The organism is Micromonospora sp. NPDC007271 (assembly GCF_040634005.1).
GTDB lineage: Bacteria > Actinomycetota > Actinomycetes > Mycobacteriales > Micromonosporaceae > Micromonospora.
The window spans coordinates 68,976-85,899 of record NZ_JBEYER010000016.1 but is presented as its reverse complement, the minus strand read 5'-3'; the positions used below and the strand labels follow the sequence as shown (position 1 = coordinate 85,899).

Sequence of the window (16,924 nt, the reverse complement as noted above, 5' to 3'; positions counted from 1 at the left end):
GATTTTCAGCCCGGAACGGGCCGCATCGCCAGAGGCGACAAGGACTAACCCCCTCGTCCCCCCACCCCCGCGGTGCGGGGCGGCTTAGGCTCGGCGGGTGAGACGGGGGTGGCGGTGGTGCGTGGCGGTGGGGGCCGTTGCGGTACTTGGCGCGGGGTGCACCGGTGGGGACGACGAGGGGCGGTTTCGGGTTGGGGCGGCGGACGTCGGTGACCCGTACGTGCCGGGGGCCGGCAACGGCGGCTACGACGTCGCCCACTACGCGCTGAAGGTCCGCTACGAGCCGCCCGGCAGGCGGCTCACCGGCCAGGCCACCGTCACCGCCACCGCCACGACCGGCCTGTCCCGGTTCCACCTCGACCTCGCCGGCCTGACCGTCGACCGGGTACGCGTCGACGGCGCCCCGGCGAAACACCGGCGCGACGGCAACGAACTGGTGGTCACCCCGGCGCACGGCCTGCCGGCGGGCAAACGGTTCACCGTCGAGGTGGCGTACGGCGGCGTGCCGCAGCCGCTGCCCAGCGGCGAACTCGGCGACGGCGGCTTCCACGCCACCGGCGACGGCGCGATCGCGCTCGGCCAGCCCGAGTCGGCGAGCACCTGGTACCCGGTCAACGACCACCCCTCCGACAAGGCCACCTACGAGATCGAGGTGACCGTGCCGGACGGGCTCGCCGCGCTCAGCAACGGGGTGCCGAAGGGACAGTCCAGCAGGGACGGCTGGACCACGTGGCGCTGGTCCGAAGGATCCCCGACGGCCAGCTACCTGACCACGCTGGTGATCGGCAACTACCGCGTCTCGACCGGCACGCACGCCGGGAAGCCGCTGGTCACCGCGGTCGCCGCCACGCTGCCGGCGAACGGGCCGGCCGCCACCGCGCTGGCCCGTACCGGTGAGATCGCCGATTACCTGGCGAGCCTCTTCGGGCCGTACCCGTTCGACGCGTACGGCGGGATCGCGGTCGCCGACGAGCGCATCCGGTACGCGCTGGAGACCCAGACCCGGCCGGTCTACGGGCCGGGCTTCTTCCGGGGCGACCGGCCGAACACCGAGGTGGTCGCGCACGAACTGGCCCACCAGTGGTTCGGCGACAGCGTCTCGCTGGCCCGGTGGAGCGACATCTGGCTCAACGAGGGCTTCGCCACGTACGCGGAATGGCTCTGGAACGAGCACGACGGCGGCCGCGCCGTGGCGCAGGTCTTCGCCGACCGGTACGCGGCGACCGACTGGACGAAGCCGTCGGTGGACCCGGGCCGGGCGGCCCTGTTCGGCGACGCCGTCTACCAGCGCGGCGCGCTCGCCGTGCACGCGCTGCGCCGCGCGGTCGGCGACGAGGTCTTCTTCCGGATCCTGCGCGGCTGGCTGGCCGAGCGGCGCGACGGCACCGTCACGACCGCCGACTTCGTCAGCCACGCCGAGCGGGTCGCCGGCCGGCCGCTGCGCCCGCTGTTCGACGCCTGGCTGGTCGGTGCCACCGCGCCCGCCCTGCCGTGACGCGCACGTGACCGCCGCTTCGGTAGGCTGCCGCGCGGGCGGAGCGGTCGGCCGGGCCGTGAGGGTTGTGCCCGAGGAGGGGTCGAGGCGATGGCGCTGGCGCGGCGGGACGGACGACGACGGCTGGGGCTGCTGCTCTCCGGCGCGCTGCTGCTCGCCGGCTGCGGCTCGGCCGGCGAGGAGCGGGCCGAACCCGTGACGGCGCAGCCCAGTCAGACCAACTCGCGGAGCTTCGCGCCCGGCGCGGCCGGGGCCGGCGACCCCTACTTCCCGAGCTACGGCAACGGCGGCTACGACGCCGCCCACTACACGGTCAAGGTCCGGTACGACCCGGAGAAGAAGCGGCTCACCGGCACCACCGTCCTGCGGGCCACCGCCACCACGAACCTCTCCGCCTTCAACCTGGACCTGGCCGGGCTGACCGTGCGGTCGGTGACCGTGAACGGAGTCAAGGCCCGCCACGCGCGCACCGACGACGAACTGGTGGTGACCCCGGCCACCGGCCTCACCGCCGGCAACGGCTTCGTCGCCGAGATCCGGTACGACGGCCAGCCGGCCCCGCTGGACAACCAACTGCTCGGCGAGGGCGGCTGGCTGCACACCTCGGACGGGGCGATCGCCCTCGGCCAGCCCGAGTCGGCGAGCACCTGGTTCCCGGTCAACGACCACCCTTCCGACAAGGCCACCTACGACTTCGAGATCACCGTGCCCAAGGGACTCACCGCGGTCAGCAACGGCGTCCCGAAGGGGCAGAGCACCCGGGCCGGCTGGACCACCTGGAAATGGTCGGAGGGCGCGCCGATGGCCAGCTACCTGACCACCGCGGTGATCGGGAAGTTCCGGGTGACGACCGGGGAGCACAAGGGACGGTCGGTCTACAGCGCGGTCACCACGAAGCTGGCCGAGGGCGCCCCGGACCGGTCGGTCGCCCGGACCACCGAGGTCGCCGACTACCTGGAGAGCCTCTTCGGGCCGTACCCGTTCGACGCGTACGGCGGCGTGGTGGTCGCCGACGACCGGATCCGGTACGCGCTGGAGACGCAGAGCCGGCCGGTCTACTCGGCAGTGTTCTTCGGGCAGGGCGAGAACACCGAAGTGGTCGCGCACGAGCTGGCCCACCAGTGGTTCGGCAACAGCGTGGCGCTGCAGAAGTGGCAGGACATCTGGCTCAACGAGGGGCTGGCCACCTACGCCCAGTGGCTCTGGGCCGAGCACAGCGGGGAGTCCACCGTCCAGCACACCTTCGAGCAGCAGTACGCCACCGCGCCGGGGCAGGTCTGGCGTACGCCGCCGGGGAAGCCGGGGGTGGCGAACCTGTTCAGCCGGTCGGTGTACGACCGGGGCGGGATGACCGTGCACGCGCTGCGGGCGGCGGTCGGTGATGCCGCGTTCTTCACCATCCTGCGTACCTGGGCCGCCGAGAAGCAGAACGGCAACGCCACCACCGCCGAGTTCGTGGCCCACGCCGAGCGGATCTCGCACAAGAAGCTCGCCAAGCTCTTCGACGCCTGGCTCTACGGCACCGAGCGCCCGCCCACCCCCAAGCCGCTGTAAGGAAGGGCACCCTGTTAACGCCTGCGGTAGAGCAGCGGCCCCCTGTTAACAGCTGTCACCTCTTCACGCGCAGCGCCGGGTGTGCGGCGAGGAAGGCGTCGGGGGTGCCGGCGCGGAGGGCGGCGAGAAACTGCCGGGACACCGGGAGGAGTTGCTCGCCGCGGTAGGAGCCACCGCTTCCGACCGCGTCGCCGGGGAGCCCGACCAGGACGAAGCCGTCCGCGGGCAGCCCGCCCAGGGCGTACGCGAAGTCGACGAGGCGTCGCCCGCCCCCGACGTACACCAGGGTGTCGCCGAGGGCCTGCGCCACCTGCTCGACCCGCGCCGGGTCCCGGGCCAGCCCCTGGTCGAGGATCTTCCCGGCCAGTGCCCGGATGAGTTGCTGCTGGTGGCGTTGCCGGGTGTAGTCGCCGCCCGCGGTGTACCGCTGCCGGGCGTAGTCGAGCGCCTGCCATCCGGTCAGGTGGCGGTCGCCCTTCTCGTAGATCATCTGTGGCCCGGTGTAGGTGCTGCCGACCCGGTCCCGGTACCGCCCATCGGGCCGCCGGTGGATCGAGACGACCCGCTGGTCGACGTAGAGGTCCACCCCGCCGAGGGTGTCGACCAGCTTGTCGAAGCCGTTGAAGGTGACCACCGCGCCGGCGTCGATCCGCAGCCCGGTGTACCGGCTGACCGTTCGGCGCAGCAGCTCGTACCCCTGCGGCGTGCTCGGGTGGGCCCGGTCACCGGGCACCCGGCTGCCGTAGCTCATCGCGTGGGTCAGCTTCGTCCGGCCGCCCGGGTAGCCGGCCGCCGGGTAGGCCGGGATGTCCACCACCAGGTCGCGGGGGAGAGAGAAGAGGTACGCGCGGTCCAGCCCCGCCGGCACGTGCAGCACCAGCACCGCGTCGGCGTGCGGCTCCCAGCCCGGCACGCTGACCCGGGTGTCCACGCCGACCAGCAGCAGGTTGAGCGGGCCGGTGAGGTCGGCGCCCGGTGGTGGGGTGGGGCTGGCCGGGGACGGGGTGGGCGTGCCGGTGGAGGCGGTGGGCGTGGCCGGGCCAGCGACCGGGCCGGGGGAGGCGCTCGGGGACGGGCGCGAGACCAACCGGGTGGCCACCACCGCGCCGGCGGCGACGAGCAGCACGGACACCAGGGCGGCCAGCCCGAGCGGCCAGCGTCGTCTCGGCCTCGCGCCGGTCATCGTGATCCCCTTCCCCCGGGTACCGCTCAGACGCGTCACGGGGGGTCGTTGGTTGCCGGCTGGTCCCCGTATCGTCGAGCGCTCTGCATGATCTGCGAAAAACTCTTGCTGGCGCTATGGCTACTCGTCGGTAATGATGCGTCCATGCGGTACGACGTGGTCGTCATCGGGTCCGGCTTCGGTGGAAGCGTCACCGCACTCCGCCTGGCCGAGAAGGGCTACACCGTCGGCGTCCTGGAGGCCGGCCGGCGCTTCGCCGACGACGAGTTCCCGGAGACGTCCTGGCGGGTCCGGCGGTTCCTGTGGGCCCCGAAGCTCGGCTGCTACGGCCTCCAGCGGATCGACCTGCTGCGCTCGGCCGGCCGGAGGGCCGGCGGCGGCGTCCTGGTGCTCTCCGGGGCGGGGGTGGGCGGCGGCTCCCTGGTCTACGCGAACACCCTCTACGAGCCCCTGGACGCGTTCTACACCGACCCGCAGTGGCGGGACATCACCGACTGGCGCGACGAACTGGCCCGCCACTACGACCAGGCGAAGCGGATGCTCGGGGTCACCACGTACCCGGTGGTCACCGCCGCGGACCGGGCGATGCGAACGGTGGCCGAGCGGATGGGGGTGGGCCACACCTTCCACGCCACGCCGGTCGCCGTGCACATCGGCCGGCCCGGCGAGCGGGTGCCCGACCCCTACTTCGGCGGGGTCGGGCCGGACCGCACCGGGTGCAGCCACTGCGGCTCGTGCATGACCGGCTGTCGGCACGGCGCGAAGAACACCCTGGTCAAGAACTACCTGTGGCTGGCCGAGCGGCTGAGCGTCCAGGTGCATCCGCTGACCACGGTGACCGCCGTCCGGCCTGCGCCCGGCGGCGGGTACGACGTGCACACCGAGCGCACCGGCGCCTGGCTGCGCCGGCGCCGCCAGGTGATCCACGCCGACCAGGTGGTCTTCGCGGCCGGCGCGCTGGGCACCCAGCGGCTGCTGCACGAGATGCGGGCCACCGGGGCGCTGCCGGGCCTCTCACCCCGGCTCGGCGAGCTGACCCGGACCAACTCGGAGGCGATCCTCGGCGCGTCGGTCGGCCCCCGGCAGGCCCGGCAGCGCGGGCTCGACTTCACCGAGGGGGTGGCGATCACCAGCTCGTTCCACCCGGATCCGCAGACCCACATCGAGCCGGTCCGCTACGGCCACGGCTCCAACGCCATGGGGCTGCTCCAGTCGCTGCTGGTCGACGGCGGCCCGCACCGGGTCCGTCGTTGGCTGGGCAGCATCCTCCGGCAGCCCGGGCTGGCGGCCCGCATGCTCTCCGTCCGCAACTGGTCCGAGCGGACCGTGATCGCCCTGGTCATGCAGTCGGCGGACAACTCGCTCACCACCCGGTCCCGGCGGGGCGTGTTCGGCCGGCGGTTGGTCTCCGGCCCCGGGCACGGCGTACCGAACCCGACCTGGATCCCGGCCGGCAACCAGGCGGTCCGGCTGCTCGCCGAGGAGATCGACGGTACGCCCGGCGGCGCGCTCACCGAGCCGTTCAACATCCCGCTGACCGCGCACCTCCTCGGCGGGGCGGTGATCGGCGCGACCCCCGAGCGCGGGGTGATCGACCCGTACCACCGGGTCTACGGCCACCCGGGGCTGCACGTGGTGGACGGCGCGGCGGTCTCGGCCAACCTCGGGGTCAACCCGTCGCTGACCATCACCGCCCAGGCCGAGCGGGCCATGTCGTTCTGGCCCAACAAGGGCGAGCCGGACCCCCGCCCGCCCCTCGGCTCCCCCTACCGCCGCCTAACCCCCATCCCGCCCCGCCACCCCGCAGTCCCCCCACACGCCCCCGCCGCCCTAACCCCCTAACCCCCTAACCCCACCCCACCCCCCGCGCCCCACCCCTTGCTCGCGATCTTGCAGTTCCTGTCGGGATGAAAGGGGTGTACGCGGCATATCGCCGACCCGAACTGCAAGATCGCGGAGCAAGGGGTGGGGTGGGGGGTGGGACATACCGGGGGGTGGGCCGGGGGAGGGGTGACTGTGGGTAGGCTTTCTGCACATGAGCACGCCTCGCCCCGTCCTCGTGGTGGACTTCGGAGCCCAGTACGCCCAGCTCATCGCGCGTCGCGTACGCGAGGCGAGGGTCTACTCGGAGATCGTCCCGCACTCCATGCCGGTGCCCGAGATGCTGGCGAAGAACCCGGCCGCGATCATCCTGTCCGGCGGTCCGGCCAGCGTCTACGCCCCGGACGCCCCGCAGATCGACACCGGCGTGTTCGACTCCGGGGTGCCGGTCTTCGGCATCTGCTACGGCTTCCAGGCGATGGCCCAGGCGCTCGGCGGCACGGTGGCCCGGACCGGCAACCGGGAGTACGGCGGCACCCCGCTGCACGCCCGCCCGGAGGCCGGGGTGCTGCTCCGCGACCTCCCGGACGACCTGCCGGTCTGGATGAGCCACGGCGACTGCGTCACCGAGGCGCCGGGCGGCTTCACTGTCACCGCCGAGTCGGCCGGGGCACCGGTCGCCGCGTTCGAGGACCTGGTCGGCCGGCGGGCCGGCGTGCAGTTCCACCCGGAGGTCGGGCACACCGCGCACGGGCAGGAGATGCTCACCCGTTTCCTGTACGACATCGCCGGCATCGAGCCGACCTGGACTCCCGAGAACATCATCGACGATCAGGTGGCCCGCATCCGCGAGCAGGTCGGCGACAAGGAGGTCATCTGCGCCCTGAGTGGTGGCGTCGACTCCGCGGTCGCCGCGGCGCTGGTGCACAAGGCCATCGGTGACCAGCTCACCTGCGTCTTCGTCGACCACGGCCTGCTGCGCGCCGGCGAGGCCGAGCAGGTGGAGAAGGACTACGTGGCCGCCACCGGCATCAAGCTCAAGGTGGTCGACGCCCGGGAGCGGTTCCTGGGTGCCCTCGCGGGCGTGACCGACCCCGAGCAGAAGCGCAAGATCATCGGTCGCGAGTTCATCCGGGTCTTCGAGGCCGCCGCCCGCGAGATCGCCGCGCACGGCGACGTCGAGTTCCTGGTGCAGGGCACCCTCTACCCGGACGTGGTGGAGTCCGGTGGCGGCACCGGCACCGCCAACATCAAGAGCCACCACAACGTCGGCGGCCTGCCCGAGGACCTGAAGTTCGCGCTGGTCGAGCCGCTGCGCACGCTCTTCAAGGACGAGGTCCGCGCGCTCGGCCTGCAGCTCGGGCTGCCCGAGGCGATGGTCTGGCGGCACCCGTTCCCCGGCCCCGGCCTGGCCATCCGGATCATCGGCGCGGTCGACGACGAGCGGCTCGCCGTGCTCCGCAAGGCCGACCTGATCGCCCGGCAGGAGCTGTCGGCCGCCGGGCTGGACCGGGGCGTCTGGCAGTTCCCGGTGGTGCTCCTGGCCGACGTGCGCAGCGTCGGCGTGCAGGGCGACGGGCGCACCTACGGCCACCCGGTGGTGCTGCGTCCGGTCTCCAGCGAGGACGCGATGACCGCCGACTGGTCCCGGCTGCCCTACGAGGTGATCGCCCGGATCTCCACCCGGATCACCAACGAGGTCGCCGAGGTGAACCGGGTGGTCCTGGACGTGACGAGCAAGCCGCCGGGCACCATCGAGTGGGAGTGAGCCGGGCTCAGGTCGTCGGCGGCTGAGGCGGGGCCGTGGGCGGGGCCGGCGTGGGTGCGGCGGCCGGCTGCGGCGCGGCCGGCGGGACCGGCGGCCAGCCTGGTGCGGTGCCCGGCGCGTGCGGCCAGGCAGGCGCGCCGGCCGGCTCCTCGGGCATCAGGAACCACATGATCGGGTACGCCAGCGCGGCGAGCCCGCCGGTGAGCAGGGCGGCGACGGCGAAGCCGACCCGGACCAGGGTGGGATCGACCGCGAAGTAGCGACCGAGGCCGCTGGCCACACCGGCGACCATGCGGTCGGTGACGGGCCGGCGGAGCTGCTTGTACGGGGCCTGAGGGATGCTCTGGTAGGTCATGCCCCAACGGTTCCGCACCGGGCGGCCGAGAACCTCGGTGACCGCCCGGACTCTTACCCTGACCGATCCCTGAGGCGCCAGCCGAGAGTCAGGAATCCGACTCTTTTCGATGCCGGTAACCGTGCCGGGGGAGAATTTCCTCCCGTGACCACCTTGCTGGAGCCGCTGCGCAGGATCGCGGCATACGCAGTTTGTGCCGATTCAGACGACCGAGTGTTGCTGGTCCGCGCATCGGAGCGCTCCGGCACACCCGGCACGTGGTCGCTGCCCGGTGGGGCGGTCGACCACGGTGAGGACCCGAACCACACCGTCGTCCGGGAAACGGCGGCGGAGACCGGCCTCTCGGTCGCCGTTTCCGGGCTCCGGGACGTGATCGCCGACATGCGGGCCCTGCCCGAGCGGGGCATCACGATCCACACCGACCGCCTGCTGTACGAGGTCTCGGTGCGGGGCGGGACGCTCACCGAGCGGGTGGGGCGGCCGACCGACCTGGCCCGCTGGTTCACCCTCGACGAGGCCCGGGAGCTGCCGCTGCGGTCGTTCACCGCGCGTGCCCTTGGTCTGCCCTCCGCCACCGCCGACGTCGTGCCGGAGGAGGTCCCCGAGTTCCCCTCGTTCTACGCCGTCCCCGGGCCGGACGGGCTGCACCGGGCGCAGCGCTTCGCCGCGTACGCGGTGGTGACCGACCCGGAGGAGCGGGTGCTGCTCACCCGGGTCTCCGACGGGTATCCGGGTGCCGGCTGCTGGCACCTGCCCGGCGGCGGCACCGACTACGGCGAGCAGCCGGGCGCTGCCCTCATCCGCGAGCTGGTCGAGGAGACCGGGCAGACCGGCCGCCTGGTCGAGTTGCTCGGCGTCGCCAGCCATCGGGACGCCGCCTCGCTCGGGCCCGAGGGCTACCCCATCGACTGGCACGGCGTACGCGCCTTCTACCGGGTGGTCGTCGACCAGCCGGCCCCGCCCACGGTGGCCGACGTGGGCGGCTCCACCTGCGAGGCCCGCTGGTTCCGTCGCGAGGAGCTCGGCGCGCTCCCCACCGACCGGCTCACCGAGGTCACCGCCGAGGCCGTCCAAGCCGCCCAACTCATCTAACCCTCCCCCCACGCCCTCCCGCCCCCGCCCGCCCTCGGTGATCATGAGGTTGACGGTGCGGTACGCCCGTTGCCAGGCAGCTAACCTCATGATCGACGCAGGTGGCGGCGACGGGAGTAATGCGGGTGGAGGAGCGGCGGCGGATCGGGGCGTACGGGGTGTTGCGGGACGCCGACGGGCGGGTGCTGCTGGTGCGGGGGTCTGCCGACGCTGACTTCCCCGGCGTCTGGCAGCTTCCCGGTGGCGGCGTGGACCACGCCGAGCACCCCGAGCGCGCGGTGGTACGCGAGTTCGCCGAGGAGACCGGGCTGACGGTCCGGGTGACCGGCCTGCGGGACGCGGTCGCCGACGTGACCCGCTACGCGGAGCTCGGCGTCGCCCTGCACACCGACCGGATCGTCTTCGACGTCGCGCCCACCGGGGGCACGCTGCGGGACGAGCCGGACGGCACCACCGACCTGGTTCGCTGGTGCACCCTCGACGAGGCCGGGGAGCTGCCGCTGCTGCCGTTCACCGCCGACGTGCTCGGCCTGCCGGTCGAGCCGCTGCCCGAGCACACCGCCCGGCCGGACCGGGCGCCGTTCGGGCCGCTCCCCGCCGACCGCCGGCAGCGCTTCGCCGCGTACGGACTGGTCACCGATCCGGCCGGGCGGGTGCTGCTCACGATGATCGCCGACGGGTATCCGGGGGCCGGGAAGTGGCATCTGCCCGGCGGCGGCACCGACCACGGCGAGCAGCCGGCGGCCGGCCTGCTGCGCGAGCTGGTGGAGGAGGCCGGCCAGCTGGGTCGGGTGGTCGACCTGCTGGCCGTGGACAACCTGCACAATCCCGCCGCACTCGGCCCGGAGGGGCGACCGCTGGACTGGCACGGCGTCCGGGTGATCTACCGGGTACGGGTCGACGCCCCGACCGAGGCGGTGGTGACCGAACTCGCGGGTGGCTCCACCGCGGGCGCCGCCTGGTTCGCTCCGGAGCAGGTCAGCGGGTTGGCGATGACCGAGGTGGCGGCTCTGGCGACCGGACGTCGGAGCAGGTGACGGGCGCGGGTCAGGCCCGGGTGGGGTGCCTCCGGTACAGTCGGAGGTCAGGGTTGGCCGAGGGAAACGGGCGTTGACGCCCGAGATGGGAATGATTGAGCGGTTCGCGCGGTTAAGTGACTTATAAGTACCGCCGGCAGCTATCGCCAAGCCCCTGTCCCCTGTGCAATGGTGTACTCCGCAAAACGGACTGCCGGGCCAGCAAGGTCCGGCACGAGACAGCCGGACACCCGCCACAGGTGGCGGCCACCCGATCCGGTGATGGAGGAAACGTGCCGAGAGCCCCATGGCGCCGGCGTCGTACGACTGACAGTCCGCGCCCCGCAGGGCGTCGCTGGGCGGGCGGATTGCGCCGCGGCAGCACGTTCGCCCGTCAGGTGCTGCTGGTCCGGGTGGGCCGCCGGGACGGCGCTGCCGCAACCGCCGCCGACCTGGTCACGCCCGACCACCGCCGGACCGATCGCCAGCGCCGTCGCTACGGTCGCCTCGACGCCGAGGTCGAGGCGGTGCTGCCGGTCAGCCCGGCACTCGCCCCCGCGGTCGCGGCCGACGAGGCGCCGGCGATGTCGATCCCGCTCCTGCCGGGTGAGCGCACCGCCGCCCGCCGAGCGAAGTTCGCCCTGGTCAACGCCTGCACCCTGAGCAGCCTGATGCTCGGCATGCTGGCGATCTTCCTGGCCATGCGGGGCGAGGTGCGGATCGCCGCGCTCTGCCTGATCGCCTGCGTCGCGTTCGACGGTCTGGACGGCGCGCTGGCTCGCAAGCTCGGCGTGGCCAGCCCGTTCGGCGCCCAGATGGACTCGCTGGCCGACATGTGCTCGTTCGGCCTCGCCGCCCCGGTGGTGGTCTACGCGTCGCTGGCCGGCTCGGTCCGGCCGGCAGCCGCCGCGGTTGCCTGCGCGCTGGTCGCGGCCTGCGCCGCGATCCGGCTCGCCCGGTTCAACGTCTCGCCGAAGGACGGCCGGTTCTTCTGCGGCGTACCGACCACCATGGCGGCGGCCGTGCTGGCCCTGACCGTGGCGATCGGGCTGCCGGTCTCCGGCCTGGTGATGGTCGCCGGGGTGGCGCTGCTCGCCTTCGCCATGGTCTCCAGCTTCCCGTACGCGAAGCTCGCCCGGCTGCTGAAGCTGCCGCCGTGGCTCTGGCTGGCCCCGGTGGTCGGCGCGTTGGTCGACATCCGGCTCACCTTCGCCCTCGCGGTGGTGGGCTACCTGGCCAGCGGCCCGGTGTTGTGGCTGCACCAGCGCCGTACCGCCTGACCCGTACACCGAAGAAGGGGCGCCGCGGCGAGCGGCGCCCCTTCTTCGTACCTGGGATCAGCGCCAGCGGGCGATCACGGTCGAGCCGCCGACCACCTTGTCGCCCGGGCCGACCAGCGGCTCGGCGGCGTCCGCCGGCAGGTAGACGTCGGTGCGCGAGCCGAACCGGATCAGGCCGAAGCGCTCCCCCTTCGCCAGCAGCGCGCCGACCGGCGCCCGCTGCACGATCCGCCGGGCGATCAGGCCGGTACGCTGCGCGACCACCACGGTGCCATGGTCGGTGTCGAGCACCGTGTACGCCGCCACGTTGTGCTCGGCGTCCGGCTTCATCGCGTTGACGAACCCGCCGTCCGCGACGAAGTAGTCGACCACCTTGCCGGCCACGGGGGAACGGTTGACGTGCACGTCCAGCACGGAGAGGAAGACGGCGACCCGGAGCCACTCGCCCTCGCCGAAGCGCTCGTCGTGCAGCCGCTGCACGGAGAGGACCTGTCCGTCCGCCGCGGCGACCACGGCCGCCGGGTCCTCCGGGACGTCCCGCTCCGGGTCCCGGAAGAACGCGGCCACCGGCGCGGCGGCCAGCGCCGGCAGCAGCCAGAGCTTCGACTTCGGCCGGGCCACCCGGGCCAGCGCGGCCAGGCCGAGGCTGATCCCGGCCGCCGCCACGCCGTTGGAGTCGATGTGCATGCTCCGGGTCAGCGGCACGCTCGACGGCCGGTACGCGGGCGAGAGCCGGGCGGCGAGCGCGACGGGTGCCGGGGTGAAGCGGAGGTGGTGCACGCGTACCGGCGGGGAGTTGCGCAGCACCAGGTCGGTGCGGACGCCGTGCAGCAGGCCCTGCCGGTCCAGCTCGGCGTCGGCGCCCTCGGTACGGAAGACCGGCGCGGCGACGCTCAGCACCGCGCCCTCGGCCAGGTACTTCGCCAGCTCGTCGACGGCCGAGCGGACCTCGTCGGCGGTGCCGGTGAACGGCTCGGCGGCGATCACCACCTCGGCGGCGTCCGTCGCGGCGAGGGTGTCGGCGACCCGTACCCGGTCGGCGACCCAGCGGCCCTGGGCCGTCACGTGCTCGCGGAGCGTGGCCGCGGAGCAGCCCTCCGCCGGCACGACCGTGAGCCGGTCGCCGGGGAGCAGCGCGTCGATCGCGGCGGACAGCACCGCGGACTCCGGGGTCGCGCCGACCAGCAGGCCGGCCTTCGGGTCGTTACGCCGAGCGAACTCGGCGACGAGGGTACGGGCGGCGCGCTCGCCGACGCGGACCGGGCCGGACGGGCCGGGGGTGCGCACGGCGGGGGACTGGGTCATGTCGGACGGGCTCCTGACGAGGTAGCGACGGGACGCGGCGGGACCGCCACGGCGACCTGGCCGGCCGGGGCCGCGGACGGGGGCCCGGCGACCGGGAACGCCGGCCGCGGCTACGGCCATCCGGGCCCGGCGTACGTCTGACGCCGCGCCGCGGACAGCCGGACGCCACGGGGTCGGCCGGCCGGCGGAGGCGAGATCTCCGCCAGTCAGCATATGCGCCGCCGCCGGCACCCCGCACCGACGTGCTCAGGGCGGCCGGTGCTCAGCGCGTGGGGCGGTCGGCACGGCCGGCGCTCAGCCCGCCGGGCCGTCGCGGCCGGCGCTCAGCGCGCCGGGCCGTGGCGGCCGGCGCCTCCGTCGTTGCCCGGGCTGCCGGTCGCGCTTCCCCCGGCCGGCCACTCCGGAGCGTCGACGGTGGGCAGTTCGCGGGTCACCGGTTCGGCGTCGCGATCCTGCCGCGCCTCGACGGGGAGGTCGGTCACGCCGTCCGTGGCCCACTCGTCGGCCGCTGGACTGGTGGGCGCGCCGCTGCCTGGAGTGCCGCTGGTGGGCGTGCCGTCCGGGTAGGGCGCGGCGACGGTGGCCGCCGGCCCCGGATGGGCCGGCTCCGGATCGGTGTGCCGCCCGGACCGCAGCGCGCCGACCAGGCTCAGCAGCCCGACCAGGATGAGCGCGCCGGCCAGGAACCAGCCCACCGGGGGCAGGGTGAGCCCGAGAATCCGGCCGAGCAGCCACCAGACGGAGAGGGCCAGGAAGACCAGCCCGAAGGCGAACGACACGACGTCGGTGCGGTGGGCCTTCACCGGGTCACCTCCAGGTCACCGGCGTTCACGTGGATGAGCAGTCGCAGGGTGCCCCCGCCCCGGCCGTCCGGCCCGAGGTCGGTGGTCTCCCATTCGGGGCCGTTGAGCCGGCTGGAGCCCTTGCCGAAGACGGTCGCGTCCCCGGCGTTCACGTCGGCCACCGTGGTGACGTCGACGTTCGGCGGCACGACCACCGTCAGGTTGCCAAGGTTGATCTCCACGGTGATCTGCGTGTCCTTCTGGTCGAAGTCCACCACGCGCAGGTCGAGCACCGCGTTCCCGAAGTTGTTCTTGTAGCGCTGGGCCAGGTCCTGGTGGTCGACCGGTGCCCAGGTCACGTTGCCGTCGATCCCGCGCACATGGTCGTAGGACTCGGCCACGGTGGCGATGCCGAGCGCCGCCGCGGTGACCAGGCCGAGCGCGATCAGCCAGCGGGCCCGGCCGAACCAGGTACCCACCAGCAGCCCGAGCCCGATGGTGGCCAGCGCCGCGGCGAAGTACCCGGCCGCTCCGACCGGGAAGGCGTGGAGCAGGTCGAGCACGGCCACCACGCCCAGCGCCAGGAAGATCAGCGAGAAGGTGACGGCACCCAGCGCCGACCGCTCCTTCGGCCGCTTCGGCGCGCGTACCGGCCGGGCGGGGGCCGGCGGCGCCGGCGGGTACGGCCCGGCGTACGGGCCGTGCGGCGCGAAGGGCGGTCGGTAGCCACCGGGCGGCAGCGGCGCGCCCACCGGCGACGGGGGCGGTACGGACGCGGGCGGCCCGAGCGGGACATCGCCGGTGGTCGGCGTGCCCGGCCAGGTCGGCGGCTCGTTCCCCCGCCACGCCTCGGCGGCCCGGTCAGCCGGCGCCGCGATCGGCTCGGCGGCGTACCCGGCCGCCGGCCAGGTCGGCTGTTGCCCGGCCACGGACTGCGCGGCCCCAGCCTGCTCGGCGGTCGGCTCGGCGGGTACGCGGGCGGCCTGCTCCGCGACCGGCGAACCAGCGACCGGCTGCGTGACCGGTTCGGGGTCGTACCCGGCGGCCGGCTGCGCCGGTGGCGGCCCGGCCTCGGACCAGGCCGCAGCGGGCGTGCCGGTCGTCGGCCAGGCCGGCTGGGTGGTGGTGCCGGCGGCGGGCCCACCCCAGCCCGCCGAGGCGCTCGCCGGCCCGGCCGTGCCCCACGCCGGGCCGCTGCCCGGCGAGGCGGTGCCGGTCGCCGGCCAGACCGCCGACGGCGTCGGCCCGGGGGACGGGCCGGCCGCGGCGGCGGGCTGCCGCTCCGCCCCATGGCGCGGCTGGCGGTTGAGCAGCAGCGCGCCGACGATCAGGATCAACGCGCCGAGCAGGACCGCCCGGAGCGCGTTGGTGACGATGTAGCCGAAGCCGACCGCGACCACGATGCTGAGCACGATCACCGTGACCGGGGACATGCTCGACCGGCCCCGGCCGAGCATCGACTCGACCGGGGAGGCGCTGTCACCCTCGCCGGGGATGATCAGCCACGCGATGAGGTAGACCAGGAGGCCGATGCCGCCGAAGAAACCCAGCACGGCGAGGATCACCCGCCACAGCACCGGATCGGTGTTGGTGGCGCGGCCGATGGCGGCGCAGACGCCGGCGAGGTAGCGACCGTCGTGCGGGCGGACCAGCCCGTACCGGGAGGTGAAGCCGCCGGGCGGTGGGGCGTACCCGGGAGGCGGCGCGCCGTTCGGCGCGGAGCCGGCGGCCGGCGGCGGCCCGGCGGGCCCGGTCGGCGGGGGTGGCGGTGGCCCGTCCGGTGACGCCGCCCCGGGCTGGGGCGGACGGGCAGCTTCCTCGGTCATGCCTTCGATCCTCCTGCGCGCTCCGCCCCAGCGTCCTCAGGCGCCGACCCTGATGCCACCCTGAGATCCCGGGCCGGCGAATGTCGGGGACGTCCCCATGGTCGCGGGCGGGTCGGGCGTGTGACGATCGGACCGGCGCCGGTGCCCGGCCGGTGCCCGCCACCACCGTCGGCCAGATCTGGGGAGCCTCCCATCAGCAGCACCGTGAACCCGCACCCGCCGCGGCTCTACCGGGCCACCCAGCACCGGTTGGCCGCGGGAGTGGCCGCCGGCATCGCGGAGCACCTCGGCATCTCGGTGCTCCGCGTCCGGATCGCCTTCATGGTGCTGCTCGGGCTGAACGGCCTCGGGCTGCTGCTGTACGCCGCCTTCTGGGCGGTCGTCCCGCCCCGACCGGGCGACACCGCCGTCCCGCCCCGCCGAGACCTCGGCCAGCTCCTGCCCTTCGTGGCGATCGGGCTGGGCGTGCTGCTGATCCAGATGATGGCCTTCCATTCGGTCGGCGCCGCCGGGACCGCCGGCTGGCTGGTCGCGATCATCGCGGTCGGCGCCGGAGTGATCTGGCACCAGTCCGCACCGGAGCGCCGCCAGCAGTGGAGCGGGCCGATGGCGGTGCCCTGGCTCGGTGCGGTGGTGGAGGAGAGCGACCGGCGCGCGTTCGTGCTCCGCTTCGTCGGCGGCGGGGTGCTCGTCGCCGTCGGCATCATCGGGGTGGCCGCGGTCTACTCGCCGGCGCAGAACTTCGACGCCGTGCTCAACGGCGTGATCTTCGCGCTGGTGGGGCTCGCCGGCGTGGGCGTGGTGACCGGGCCGGTGCTCTGGCGCACCTGGAACCAGCTGCGCTCGGAGCGCGAGGGGCGGATCCGCGAGCAGGAACGCGCCGAGCTGGCCGCGATGGTGCACGACCAGGTGCTGCACACACTCGCCCTGATCCAGCGCAACGCCAGCGACGTCAAGACGGTGCAGCGGCTGGCCCGCGGCCAGGAGCGGTCGCTGCGGAACTGGCTCTACAAGCCGACCGCCTCGCCGACCGAGCGCTTCGCCGCCGCGCTGGAGCAGGCCGCCGCCGAGGTGGAGGACACGTTCGCCATCACCGTGGAGGCGGTGGTGGTGGGCGACCGGGAGACCGACGAACGGGTCGGCGCGCTGGTCGCCGCCGCCCGGGAGGCGCTGGTGAACGCGGCCCGGCACGCCGGCGTGCAGACGGTGTCGCTCTATGCCGAGGTGGAGCCGGACCAGGTCAGCGTCTTCGTCCGGGACCGGGGCAAGGGCTTCGACCCGGATACGGTGGAGGATCACCGGCACGGCGTCCGGGGCTCGATCATCGGGCGGATGAAGCGGCACGGCGGCCGGGCCGAGATCCGGTCCAGGCCGGGGGAGGGGAGCGAGGTCCGGCTGATCCTGCCGATCAGCGGCTCCGGCTCCAACGCGGAAAGGGACAGATGAT

Annotated in this window: 12 protein-coding genes and 1 pseudogene; 8 read left to right on the top strand and 5 right to left on the bottom strand. The window is 74.1% G+C overall.

Annotation, left to right across the window (positions count from 1 at the left end; translation table 11 throughout):
• Positions 1-97 precede the first annotated feature (97 nt).
• Both ABZ570_RS08715 and ABZ570_RS08710 read left to right on the top strand, forming a co-directional pair.
• Positions 98-1,495, top strand: a complete 1,398-nt coding sequence (locus ABZ570_RS08715; protein WP_358059028.1) for a M1 family metallopeptidase — start codon at positions 98-100, stop codon at positions 1,493-1,495.
• A 90-nt stretch (positions 1,496-1,585) separates the two neighbouring features.
• The gene (locus ABZ570_RS08710) at positions 1,586-3,049 is read left to right on the top strand and encodes a M1 family metallopeptidase (RefSeq protein WP_358059025.1); all 1,464 of its coding nucleotides are present in this window, start codon (positions 1,586-1,588) and stop codon (positions 3,047-3,049) included.
• 55 nt (positions 3,050-3,104) lie between these two features.
• Here ABZ570_RS08710 and ABZ570_RS08705 read toward each other — a convergent pair whose 3' ends face one another.
• Positions 3,105-4,232 (bottom strand): LCP family protein, encoded by a 1,128-nt coding sequence (locus tag ABZ570_RS08705; RefSeq protein WP_358059022.1) that lies wholly within the window; start codon positions 4,230-4,232, stop codon positions 3,105-3,107.
• 144 nt (positions 4,233-4,376) lie between these two features.
• Here ABZ570_RS08705 and ABZ570_RS08700 point away from each other — a divergent pair, with 144 nt between their 5' ends.
• Together ABZ570_RS08700 and guaA are read left to right on the top strand one after the other, a co-directional pair.
• Positions 4,377-6,074 carry a GMC family oxidoreductase gene (locus ABZ570_RS08700; RefSeq protein WP_358059019.1) on the top strand — a complete coding sequence of 566 codons (1,698 nt, stop codon included), beginning with the start codon at positions 4,377-4,379 and terminating at the stop codon, positions 6,072-6,074.
• A gap of 193 nt (positions 6,075-6,267) precedes the next feature.
• Positions 6,268-7,821: a glutamine-hydrolyzing GMP synthase gene (guaA, locus tag ABZ570_RS08695; protein ID WP_358059016.1), complete on the top strand. Its 1,554-nt coding sequence runs from the start codon at positions 6,268-6,270 to the stop codon at positions 7,819-7,821.
• Between the two features lie 7 nt (positions 7,822-7,828).
• Here guaA and ABZ570_RS08690 read toward each other — a convergent pair whose 3' ends face one another.
• Positions 7,829-8,176 carry a PspC domain-containing protein gene (locus ABZ570_RS08690; RefSeq protein WP_358059013.1) on the bottom strand — a complete coding sequence of 116 codons (348 nt, stop codon included), beginning with the start codon at positions 8,174-8,176 and terminating at the stop codon, positions 7,829-7,831.
• Between the two features lie 144 nt (positions 8,177-8,320).
• Here ABZ570_RS08690 and ABZ570_RS08685 point away from each other — a divergent pair, with 144 nt between their 5' ends.
• The 3 genes from ABZ570_RS08685 (at position 8,321) to ABZ570_RS08675 (ending at position 11,564) form a co-directional block, all read left to right on the top strand.
• Positions 8,321-9,268, top strand: coding sequence for an NUDIX domain-containing protein (locus tag ABZ570_RS08685; RefSeq protein ID WP_358059010.1), 948 nt, complete (start codon positions 8,321-8,323; stop codon positions 9,266-9,268).
• A 125-nt stretch (positions 9,269-9,393) separates the two neighbouring features.
• A complete protein-coding gene (locus ABZ570_RS08680) occupies positions 9,394-10,305 on the top strand; it encodes an NUDIX domain-containing protein (protein ID WP_358059034.1) in 912 nt (303 codons plus the stop codon).
• A gap of 347 nt (positions 10,306-10,652) precedes the next feature.
• Positions 10,653-11,564, top strand: a complete 912-nt coding sequence (locus tag ABZ570_RS08675; RefSeq protein WP_358059007.1) for a CDP-alcohol phosphatidyltransferase family protein — start codon at positions 10,653-10,655, stop codon at positions 11,562-11,564.
• Positions 11,565-11,621: 57 nt separating this feature from the next.
• Here ABZ570_RS08675 and ABZ570_RS08670 read toward each other — a convergent pair whose 3' ends face one another.
• The 3 genes and pseudogenes from ABZ570_RS08670 to ABZ570_RS08660 form a co-directional block, all read right to left on the bottom strand.
• Positions 11,622-12,869, bottom strand: a complete 1,248-nt coding sequence (locus ABZ570_RS08670; RefSeq protein ID WP_358059004.1) for a phosphatidylserine decarboxylase — start codon at positions 12,867-12,869, stop codon at positions 11,622-11,624.
• Positions 12,870-13,477: 608 nt separating this feature from the next.
• Positions 13,478-13,672: pseudogene (locus tag ABZ570_RS08665) on the bottom strand (hypothetical protein); the annotation flags it as partial.
• Positions 13,669-15,477 (bottom strand): PspC domain-containing protein, encoded by a 1,809-nt coding sequence (locus ABZ570_RS08660; RefSeq protein WP_358059001.1) that lies wholly within the window; start codon positions 15,475-15,477, stop codon positions 13,669-13,671. The gene ABZ570_RS08660 and the pseudogene ABZ570_RS08665, both read right to left, overlap by 4 nt.
• 204 nt (positions 15,478-15,681) lie before the next feature.
• Here ABZ570_RS08660 and ABZ570_RS08655 point away from each other — a divergent pair, with 204 nt between their 5' ends.
• Positions 15,682-16,923: a PspC domain-containing protein gene (locus tag ABZ570_RS08655; protein WP_358058998.1), complete on the top strand. Its 1,242-nt coding sequence runs from the start codon at positions 15,682-15,684 to the stop codon at positions 16,921-16,923.
• Position 16,924 lies beyond the last annotated feature (1 nt).